Genomic DNA, 8,998 nt, shown 5'->3' on the forward strand with positions numbered 1-8,998 from the left:
GACACGCGGCCTAGTGCGATCTCGCCAGGCAGAACGCCACGACCTGCTCCAGCGCGCTCTTCATCGGAGAGGGCGGGAACAGCGCGAGCGCGTCGACCGCCATGGCGCCGTAGTGGTGAGCGCGGCTGAGCGTGTCTTCCAGCGCGCGGTGCTTGTTCATCAGGCCGATGGCGTGATCGAGGTCGGTATCGCCGATTTCGCCGCGCTCCAGCGCGCGGATCCAGAACGCGCGCTCGGTGTCGTTGCCGCGGCGGAACGCGAACACGACGGGCAACGTGATCTTGCCCTCGCGGAAATCGTCGCCGGTGTTCTTGCCGAGCTTGGCGCTCTTGCCGCCATAGTCGAGCACGTCGTCGACGAGCTGGAAGGCGATGCCGAGATTCATGCCGACCGAACGGCAGGCGGTCTGCTCGGCCTTCGGACGGTTGGCGATCACGGGGCCGACCTCGCAGGCGGCGGCAAACAGCTCGGCGGTCTTGCCGCGGATCACGGCGAGATATTCGTCCTCGGTGGTTGCGGTGTTCTTGGCGGCCGCAAGCTGCATCACCTCGCCCTCGGCGATGGTGGCGGCGGCGGCCGAAAGGATGTCGAGCGCGCGGAGCGAGCCGACCTCGACCATCATCCGGAAGGCCTGGCCCAGCAGGAAGTCGCCGACCAGCACGCTCGCCTCATTGCCCCAGAGCATGCGCGCCGACAGCTTGCCGCGTCGCATCTCGCTCTCGTCGACGACGTCGTCATGGAGCAGAGTCGCGGTGTGCATGAACTCGACGGACGCGGCGAGCTTGATGTGGCCGTCGCCGGTGTAGCCGGCGAGATTGGCCATCGCCAGCGTCAGCATCGGCCGCAGGCGCTTTCCGCCCGAGGAGATGAGGTGATTGGCGACCTCGGGGATCATGGTCACATCGGAGCCCGTCCGCGACAGAATCGTCGCGTTGACGCGCTCCATGTCCGCAGCGACAAGGCCAACCAGCTCTTCGATCGACGCGCCGGGGGTTTCGAAAGGTACGATGACGGCCACGCCGGTCTCCAATATTTGCCCCGGAAGGGCTATTCTGATGCAAATACAATAGAAACTGCAGGCGAATGCGGCAAGGGCCGTGGAACCTTGACATTTGCCGCTCGCCCCTCTTTCAGGCAGGAGACTTGCCTTGCGCGAACTGGTTCGGACCAACGATATGGTGCTGGTGTCGGCGATCGGCGCGCTGCTCGACGGCGCCAACATCCACCATCTGGTGCTGGACCAGAACATGAGCATCATCGAGGGATCGCTCGGCATCCTGCCGCGGCGGATCCTGGTCCATGAGGACGACGCCCGCGCGGCGCGGGAGCTCCTCACCGAAGCGGGTCTCAGCCACGAATTGCGTGGCGATGACTGAGCCTGCGCTTGATATCACGGAGGATGCCCTGCTCGGCGGGCAGTTGCGCCTGAAGCAGAAGCGATCCGGCCACCGGGCCGGGCACGACGCGATCCTGCTCGCCGCGGCGACGCAGGCGGAAGCGGGCGCGCGCGTGGTCGATCTCGGCGCCGGCGTCGGCACGGCGGGGCTCGCGCTCGCCCGGCGCGTCGCGGGGATCAGGCTCTGCATGGTCGAAATCGATCCGGAGCTGGCGCAGCTTGCCCGCGCCAATGCGGCGGCGAACGGTATTTCCGCCGAGACGATCGTGCTGGACGTGACCGCCGATGCGCATGCTTTCGCGGCAAACGGGCTTGGGCCCGACAGCGTCGATGTGGTGCTCACGAACCCGCCCTTCAACGATCCGGCGCGGCATCGCGGCTCGCCGGATCAGGCGCGCCACATCGCGCATGTCGCGACCGGGGAGACGCTGCAGGCCTGGGTCCATGCGGCACGGCGCATCCTCCGATCGAATGGTGTGCTCACCCTGATCTGGCGCGCGGACGGATTGGCGGACGTGTTGGCAGCGTTGTCGCGCGGGTTCGGCAGCCTGTCGATTCTGCCGGTTCACGGTGACGCGGGTCGGCCGGCGATCCGTGTGCTGCTGCGTGCGGTGAAGGGGGGCAGGGCCCCGACTCGACTGCTGCCGGGCCTCGTGCTCAACGAAGAGTCACGTGTGCCCAAAAAAGAGGTGATGGATGTTCTGGAGGGGAGGGCGGTTTTGCCGCTGGCGGAGTCGTGAGGCTTACTGGGGAAGCGATTCCGACTGCTGTTCCCGGGGGGACGTGAAGCGAATCGCCGTGAGCAGCGCCCCGATCAACATCAGCAGCAGATAGATTTTCATGTTGTTCTCCTCCGCTGCGCTATTGCAGCCTCCCAACGAGGAATCTGCAAAACACGTTCCAGGCACCTCCAATGACAGTCGCGTGATAAGAAATGGTTAAGCAGAGGTAACGGCATGGCCGAACAATCGAACGATCGCGCAGGTCCCGGCCTGGTCGACAAAGTGATGCAATATCTCCCGGCGCGCTTCCGCCCGGGGACGGCGGTGTTGCCGGTGGTGCGGCTGTCGGGCGTGATCGGCGCGGTGACGCCGCTCCGCCCCGGCATGACGCTCGCGGGCGTCGCGCGGGTGCTGGAGCGGGCGTTCTCGGTCCGCAACGCCAAGGCGGTGGCGCTGGTGATCAACTCGCCCGGCGGCTCACCGGTGCAGTCGCGCCAGATCTATCTGCGCATCAAGCAACTCGCCGCCGAGAAGAAGTTGCCGGTGCTGGTTTTCGTCGAGGATGTCGCGGCCTCCGGCGGCTACATGATCGCCTGCGCGGGCGACGAGATTTTCTGCGATCCCTCCTCGATCCTCGGCTCAATCGGCGTGGTCGGCGGCAGCTTCGGTTTTCAGGAGGCGATAAAGCGGCTCGGAATCGAGCGGCGCCTCTACACGGCCGGTACGCACAAGGCGATGCTCGATCCGTTCCTCCCGGAAAACCCGGATGACGTCGCGAAGCTGAAGGCGATCCAGCGCGAGATCCACCAGATCTTCATCGCGCTGGTGAAGGAAAGCCGGGGCGGACGGCTGAAGGGTGCGGACGACACGCTGTTCACCGGCGAATACTGGGCCGGCGAGAGCGCGATCACGCTCGGACTGGCCGACGGGATCGGCGATATCCGCTCAACTCTTCGTGCCCGCTATGGCGAGAAGGTTCTCACCCCCGTGATCGCGCAGCCGACGGGCTTGCTTTCCGGACTGCTGGGCCGGAAATCCCCCGGCGCGGGCCAGCTTTCGGCCCTGGAATCGGTCGCCGGACTTCCGGATGACCTCATCTCGTCGCTGGAAACCAGGGCGATTTGGGCGAAATTCGGGTTCTAGGCGACGCGCTTCCGCGCCATTTGGTCCGGGGCCAATCGAGGCCGAGCCAATTGCGGCGCGGCCCGCTCTGGGCCAGAATGGCTGTGGGGGCTGAGCATTGAACAAGGATCGACCGATGCCGCCGTTCGTCGCATTTGCGGGCGTCCTGGGCGGACTTGCCGTGGTCCGCTGGGCCTACAAGACCGCCGTCAGGATCAACCAGGAGCTGGAGGAGATACGCCTGTCGCGTGTCGCCGAGACCGCTCGCGTGGGGGAAATCCAGACGCTCAAACGCGATCCCGTGACCGGAGCCTATCGCCCGGGTTAGCCGCGCCAGTCGTCATGCCCGGGCTTGTCCCGGGCATCCACGTTTTTCGTGCCGCAAGAAGTTTCGGAAATCGCACGGACACCGGCGAGCGGACGCGACGCTGTCTTTCGGACGGCCATGCGCGGCCATGGCGGAGAACCGAGCCCGAATCCCGCCCCTTTGCCTTGATTCCCATCCCCGCCGCCGATACGGTCCCGCGCGATTCAAAACCCCCCGCGAGAGCCCGATCTGACGATGGACGCCTCATTGCCCGCCCATATGCGCCCGGAACGCTCGTTCCAGGGCTTCATCCTCGCGCTCCAGCGGTTCTGGGCCGAGCAGGGCTGCGTGATCCTGCAGCCCTACGACATGGAAGTGGGCGCGGGTACCTTCCATCCGGCGACCACCTTGCGGGCGCTCGGGCCGAGGCCGTGGAACGCGGCCTATGTGCAGCCCTCGCGGCGGCCGAAGGACGGCCGTTATGGCGAGAATCCGAACCGGATGCAGCACTACTACCAGTTCCAGGTGATCATGAAGCCGTCGCCGCCGAACCTGCAGGAGCTGTACCTGAAGTCTCTGGCCGCGATCGGCATCGATTCCGCCGTGCACGACATCCGCTTCGTCGAGGACGACTGGGAGAGCCCGACCCTGGGCGCCTGGGGCCTCGGATGGGAATGCTGGTGCGACGGCATGGAAGTGAGCCAGTTCACCTATTTCCAACAGGTCGCCGGCTTCGAATGCGCACCGGTTGCGGGCGAGCTCACCTACGGCATCGAGCGCCTGGCGATGTACGTGCAGGGCGTCGACCGCGTCTACGACCTCAACTTCAACGGCCGCGAGGGAGACCAGAAGGTCACCTATGGCGACGTCTTCCTGCAGGCCGAGCGGGAATATTCGAAGCACAATTTCGAGGTCGCCGACACCGCGATGTTGTTCGAGCAGTTCAAGATGGCGGAAGCCGCCTGCCGGAAATATCTCGACGCGGGCTGGAAGGACGACAAGCGGGAAGCGCATTTGATGGCGCTGCCGGCCTATGACCAGTGCATCAAGGCGAGCCACGTCTTCAACCTGCTCGATGCGCGCGGCGTGATCTCCGTGACCGAGCGGCAGAGCTACATTCTGCGCGTACGCGAGCTGGCCAAGGCCTGCGGCGAGGCCTGGATACACACCGAAGCGGGCGGAGCGGCCTGATGCCCGATCTTTTGCTTGAACTGTTCTCGGAAGAAATCCCCGCGCGCATGCAGGCCAAGGCGGCCGACGATCTGCGCCGCCTCGTCACCGACAAGCTCGTCGCCGAAGGTCTGGTCTACGAGGGTGCCAAGGCGTTCGCGACGCCGCGCCGCCTCGCGCTCACCGTGCACGGCATCCCCGTGCGCCAGCCCGACCTGAAGACCGAACGCCGCGGACCGAAGGTCGGCGGGCCCGATGCGGCCGTGCAGGGCTTCCTGAAAGCGACGGGTTTGAAGTCGCTGGACGAGGCCAAGATCCAGCGCGACCCGAAGGGCGATTTCTACATCGCGCTGATCGAGAAGCCGGGGCGCAACGCGATCGACGTGCTCGCGGAAATCCTTCCCGTCATCATCCGCACCTTCCCCTGGCCGAAATCGATGCGCTGGGGCGCGCGCTCCGCAAAGCCGGGTTCGCTGAGCTGGGTGCGTCCGCTGCATGCGATCGTCGCGACCTTCGGTCCGGAAACCGAAGAGCCCGATGTCGTGAAGTTTTCGGTCGACGGCATCGAGACCGGGCAGACCACCTACGGCCATCGTTTCATGGCGCCGGCCGCCATCAGCGTGCGCCGGTTCGAGGATTATGAGGCGAAGCTGAAGGCCGCCAAGGTCATCCTCGATCCGCAGGCGCGCAAGGACATCATCTTCGCCGATGCCAAGGAGCTGACGTTCGCGCAAGGGTTCGAACTGGTCGAGGATCAGGGGTTGCTGGACGAGGTCTCGGGCCTCGTCGAATGGCCGGTCGTCATGATGGGATCGTTCGAGAAGGAATATCTCGCGATTCCGGAAGAGGTGATCCGCGCCACCATCCGCAACAACCAGAAGTGCTTCGTCGTCAGGGATGCCAAGACGGGCAAGCTGACCAACAAGTTCGTCCTCACCGCGAACATCGAGGCGGCCGACGGTGGCAAGGTCATCGTCGCCGGCAACGAACGCGTGATCCGTCCGCGGCTGTCGGATGCGAAATTCTTCTATGAGACTGATCTCAAGACCAAGCTCGAGGACCGCCTGCCGAAGTTCGAGCAGATCGTGTTCCATGAGAAACTCGGCACGCAGGCGGCGCGCATCAAGCGCATCGAGCGTCTTGCGGCGGAGATCGCGCCGCTGGTCGGCGCGGACGTCGCCAAGGCGACGCGTGCCGCGCATCTGGCGAAGGCGGATCTGCTGACCGAAGTCGTCGGCGAATTCCCTGAAGTGCAGGGCCTGATGGGCAAGTATTACGCGTTGGCGCAAGGCGAGGATGCCTCCGTCGCCGCGGCCTGCGAGGAGCACTACAAGCCGCAGGGCCCCGCCGATCGCGTGCCGACCGATCCGGTCAGCGTCGCTGTCGCGCTTGCGGACAAGATCGATACGCTGGTCGGGTTCTGGGCGATCGACGAGAAACCGACCGGCAGCAAGGACCCGTACGCGCTGCGCCGTGCGGCGCTGGGCGTGATCAGGCTGATTGTCGAGAACGGTCTGCGCTTGAGGTTGGCAGATTTGTTAGATCAACATCTAGATCTGCTGCGCAATGAGTTAAGTGAAGTCGATCGGAATCGAAAAATCGCGGCAGCGAAGGAACTAGGTGTTGGAGGTGCAATTGCATCCGGAGTAACCAAAACGCTGAAGGATTTTGGCGGGAAGAACATTTCGAGCGTGGTCGTTGACCTGCTCGCCTTCTTCGCGGACCGCCTGAAGGTCCAGCTTCGCGAGCAGGGCGCGCGTCACGATCTCGTCGATGCCGTGTTTGCGCTCGGCGGTCAGGACGACCTGCTCATGATCGTTCGCCGCGTCGAGGCGCTCGGCAAGTTCCTCGAGAGCGATGACGGCAAGAACCTCTTGGCCGGCACCAAGCGCGCCAGCAACATCCTCTCGATCGAGGAGAAGAAGGACAAGCGCAGCTTCGAGGGCGCTCCGGATGCCGCGCTCTACAGCCTCGGCGAGGAGAAGGCGCTCGCCAAGGCGATCGGAGAGGTGAAGGCGGAAGCCAGCGCCGCCGTCGCCAGGGAAGACTTCGCCGCCGCGATGAGCGCGATGGCGAAGCTGCGGCCGCCGGTCGATGCGTTCTTCGACAAGGTGCGCGTCAACGACGATGATCCGAAAGTGCGCGAGAACCGCCTGAAGCTGCTGGGCGAAATCCGCAGCGCGACGCGTGCGGTCGCGGATTTCTCCAAGATCCAGGATTGAGATCCGGGATAGAGCCGGGACACGGGGGCAGGGCGCGCACGAGCGCCCACGAAAAAGCCCCGCCCGGCGGGGGGAAGACCGGGCAGGGCCTGATGTCCGATTTAACACTGCACGCGTCAGCCTGATTTGACGCGACGGACATCGAGTCGATCGGCGCTAGTCCAGCACCTCGACGATACGTCGCGAGCGGGGTTCGACCAGCACGGTCGCGCCGTTCACGACGGTGTAGCGGTAGGTCGTCGCGCCGAAACGCTGCGGCACGTCGTAATAGGTGATGCCCGTCTCGGGCAATGTGCTGCCGACCAAGACGCGATCCGGAATGTTGAACGCCGGTACGCGCTGCTCGACGACATACTCGCGGAAGGCCGGCCGCTGCTCGACCGCGATCGCCGGGCCGCCATCGACCACGACGGGTGCGCGTCCCACCGTGATCCCGGTTTGCGCCTGCGCTGCGACGGGCGAGCCGATCGCGGCCGCGAGCGCTGCAAGTGCAAGAATCCTGTTCCGCATGGACAACTCCTTCGACAAGATTTTTCGGAAGCGCCAATGGCGCGACCGGTTGCCAATGCATGCCTCTTCGCAATGTTCCGGCAAAAGCCCTGCCGCATTCGCGGCAATTTCGGGCAGTTTTCGCGAAGCGGGGAACTCGTTCGCCTCCGGCGCGTCTCTACCCGCGGAACCCGGTCGGCTATGATCCGCCCGCGATTCGCCTCACGCCACAGAAAGACTTCTCATGCACATCACCGTCGCCCACATTTCGCCGATCCTGTCGTTGATTGCGGGTGTGCTCATCCTGATCATGCCGCGGCTGCTCAACCTGATCGTGGCGATCTTCCTCATCATCAACGGCGCGATCGGGCTTGGGCTCCTGAAATGGCTCCACCTCTAACGTCAGGGGTTCATTTTCCGGAACAGTTCGACTTGCGCGGGCCCGCCCAAAATGGTGTAAGGCCCGCGATTTCCCCTCCCTCTCGCAGGTTGTGTGCAAGCTATGGCCAAAGCCGCCTCGAAGCCTAAGAAAATGCCAGCGAAATCAAAGTCCTCCGCCAAGGCGAAAGCCGCGCCGGCGGCTCGCAAGGCGCTCGCCAAGAGCGCCCCGAAACCGGTTGCCAAGGCCGCTGCTAAGGCTTCTGCCAAGCCTGCCGCCAAAGCGGCTGCGCCGAAGGTTGCCGCCAAGGTCGCGGTGAAGCCTGCATCGAAAAAGGCTGCTTCGGCCAAGCCCGTTCAGGCCAAGGCTGCTCCGGCAAAGGCTGCTCCGGCCAAGGCCGCTCCCGCAAAGGCGGCTGCGAACCTCGCCAAGGCGGGCAAGTGGGTCTTCACGTTCGGCGACGGCAAGGCGGAGGGCCGGTCGGAAATGCGCGACCTGCTCGGCGGCAAGGGCGCCAACCTCGCCGAGATGGCCAATCTCGGCCTGCCGGTGCCTCCGGGCTTCACCATCCCGACCTCGGTCTGCACCTACTTCTACGCACACGACAAGTCCTATCCGAAAGAGCTGCAGTCGCAGGTCGAAAAGGCGCTCGACTATGTCGGCAAGCTGACCGGCAAGATCTTCGGCAATGCCAAGAATCCGCTGCTCGTCTCCGTGCGCTCCGGCGCGCGCGCATCGATGCCGGGCATGATGGACACCGTGCTCAATCTCGGCCTCAACGACGAGACCGTGGAAGCGCTGTCGCAGCTCTCGGGCGATCGCCGCTTCGCCTATGACAGCTATCGCCGCTTCATCACCATGTATTCGGACGTGGTGCTCGGCTTCGAGCATCATCACTTCGAGGAAATCCTGGACACGTTCAAGGACACCCAGGGCTACACCCTCGACACCGACCTGTCCGCCGAGGACTGGGTCGAACTGGTCGGCAAATACAAGGACGCGGTCGCGCGCGAGACCGGCAAGGATTTCCCGCAGGATCCGCACGACCAGCTCTGGGGTGCGATCGGCGCCGTGTTTTCCTCATGGATGAACGCGCGCGCGGTGACCTACCGCAAGCTGCACGACATTCCGGAATCCTGGGGCACCGCGGTCAACGTGCAGGCCATGGTGTTCGGCAACATGGGCGAGACC

At 64.8% G+C, this 8,998-nt stretch carries 10 protein-coding genes; 8 read left to right on the forward strand and 2 right to left on the reverse strand.

The features are described 5' to 3' along the window. Nucleotides 1-10: 10 nt before the first annotated feature. Nucleotides 11-1,018 (reverse strand): polyprenyl synthetase family protein, encoded by a 1,008-nt coding sequence (locus QM712_RS26390; RefSeq protein ID WP_415026084.1) that lies wholly within the window; start codon nt 1,016-1,018, stop codon nt 11-13. Nucleotides 1,019-1,148: 130 nt separating this feature from the next. On the opposite strand from QM712_RS26390, the gene QM712_RS26395 reads away from it, so the two are divergent. The 6 genes from QM712_RS26395 to glyS all read left to right on the forward strand — a co-directional run bounded on the left by QM712_RS26395 (nt 1,149) and on the right by glyS (nt 6,939). Then, entirely contained in the window at nt 1,149-1,376 is a 228-nt protein-coding gene (locus QM712_RS26395; protein ID WP_415026085.1) for a DUF2007 domain-containing protein, read from the forward strand. Beyond that, on the forward strand, nt 1,369-2,136 hold the full coding sequence (locus QM712_RS26400; RefSeq protein WP_415026086.1) for a tRNA1(Val) (adenine(37)-N6)-methyltransferase: 768 nt from the start codon (nt 1,369-1,371) through the stop codon (nt 2,134-2,136). The genes QM712_RS26395 and QM712_RS26400 overlap by 8 nt, the downstream gene beginning before the upstream one ends. A 216-nt stretch (nt 2,137-2,352) precedes the next feature. Beyond that, nucleotides 2,353-3,261, forward strand: coding sequence for a S49 family peptidase (locus tag QM712_RS26405; protein WP_415026087.1), 909 nt, complete (start codon nt 2,353-2,355; stop codon nt 3,259-3,261). Nucleotides 3,262-3,376: 115 nt separating this feature from the next. Next, nucleotides 3,377-3,568: a hypothetical protein gene (locus tag QM712_RS26410; RefSeq protein WP_415026088.1), complete on the forward strand. Its 192-nt coding sequence runs from the start codon at nt 3,377-3,379 to the stop codon at nt 3,566-3,568. 234 nt (nt 3,569-3,802) lie between these two features. After that, nucleotides 3,803-4,738 carry a glycine--tRNA ligase subunit alpha gene (locus tag QM712_RS26415; RefSeq protein ID WP_415026089.1) on the forward strand — a complete coding sequence of 312 codons (936 nt, stop codon included), beginning with the start codon at nt 3,803-3,805 and terminating at the stop codon, nt 4,736-4,738. Then, entirely contained in the window at nt 4,738-6,939 is a 2,202-nt protein-coding gene (gene glyS / locus QM712_RS26420) for a glycine--tRNA ligase subunit beta (protein WP_415026090.1), read from the forward strand. The genes QM712_RS26415 and glyS overlap by 1 nt, the downstream gene beginning before the upstream one ends. A 156-nt stretch (nt 6,940-7,095) precedes the next feature. On the opposite strand, the gene QM712_RS26425 is transcribed toward glyS, so the two are convergent. After that, on the reverse strand, nt 7,096-7,449 hold the full coding sequence (locus tag QM712_RS26425; RefSeq protein WP_415026091.1) for a DUF1236 domain-containing protein: 354 nt from the start codon (nt 7,447-7,449) through the stop codon (nt 7,096-7,098). Between the two features lie 223 nt (nt 7,450-7,672). Between QM712_RS26425 and QM712_RS26430 the strand changes: the two genes are divergently transcribed. Both QM712_RS26430 and QM712_RS26435 read left to right on the forward strand, forming a co-directional pair. Continuing rightward, entirely contained in the window at nt 7,673-7,828 is a 156-nt protein-coding gene (locus QM712_RS26430; RefSeq protein WP_074077234.1) for a DUF3096 domain-containing protein, read from the forward strand. A gap of 102 nt (nt 7,829-7,930) precedes the next feature. Continuing rightward, the coding region (locus QM712_RS26435; RefSeq protein ID WP_415026092.1) for a PEP/pyruvate-binding domain-containing protein at nt 7,931-8,998 on the forward strand (1,068 nt) is incomplete at its 3' end.

The sequence above is a fragment of the Bradyrhizobium sp. genome (assembly GCF_047605465.1).
Classification (GTDB): Bacteria; Pseudomonadota; Alphaproteobacteria; order Rhizobiales; family Xanthobacteraceae; genus Bradyrhizobium.

What these genes read in the sequence shown, in the direction of transcription:
- QM712_RS26400 (WP_415026086.1), top strand. Translation starts at nt 1,369, where the DNA reads ATGACTGAGCCTGCGCTTGATATCACGGAGGATGCCCTGCTCGGCGGG.
- QM712_RS26405 (WP_415026087.1), top strand. Translation starts at nt 2,353, where the DNA reads ATGGCCGAACAATCGAACGATCGCGCAGGTCCCGGCCTGGTCGACAAA.
- QM712_RS26410 (WP_415026088.1), top strand. Translation starts at nt 3,377, where the DNA reads ATGCCGCCGTTCGTCGCATTTGCGGGCGTCCTGGGCGGACTTGCCGTG.
- QM712_RS26415 (WP_415026089.1), top strand. Translation starts at nt 3,803, where the DNA reads ATGGACGCCTCATTGCCCGCCCATATGCGCCCGGAACGCTCGTTCCAG.
- glyS (WP_415026090.1), top strand. Translation starts at nt 4,738, where the DNA reads ATGCCCGATCTTTTGCTTGAACTGTTCTCGGAAGAAATCCCCGCGCGC.
- QM712_RS26425 (WP_415026091.1), bottom strand. Translation starts at nt 7,449, where the DNA reads ATGCGGAACAGGATTCTTGCACTTGCAGCGCTCGCGGCCGCGATCGGC.
- QM712_RS26430 (WP_074077234.1), top strand. Translation starts at nt 7,673, where the DNA reads ATGCACATCACCGTCGCCCACATTTCGCCGATCCTGTCGTTGATTGCG.